This is a genomic window from Mesorhizobium sp. M7A.F.Ca.MR.362.00.0.0, from assembly GCF_004023175.1.
Classification (GTDB): Bacteria; Pseudomonadota; Alphaproteobacteria; order Rhizobiales; family Rhizobiaceae; genus Mesorhizobium.
Genome location: NZ_RZTF01000146.1, coordinates 1 through 221 on the forward strand (window position 1 = coordinate 1; position 221 = coordinate 221).

At 62.0% G+C, this 221-nt stretch carries 1 protein-coding gene; it reads left to right on the forward strand.

The features are described 5' to 3' along the window. A partial coding sequence (locus EOC06_RS42830; RefSeq protein ID WP_245469750.1) for a hypothetical protein occupies positions 1 to 221 on the forward strand: 221 nt, incomplete at both ends.

Sequence of the window (221 nt, forward strand, 5' to 3'; positions counted from 1 at the left end):
GGTCACCGGCGCGACATGCGGACGTGCCGTGCTGGTGCAGTAACGGTCCGGGTATCAGACGAGCCTGCCAAAAAAGACTCCGAGCGCTGGCAGCAAAAGCTCGGTCGTGACGATCGCGGCATTGCCATCCAGCTGAACAACCGCTCCGATATTCCCCGGCAACGGCCAATTGGCCGGTCCTCCGGCGAAATTGAAGACACAGAGCAGTCTTTCGCCGCCGC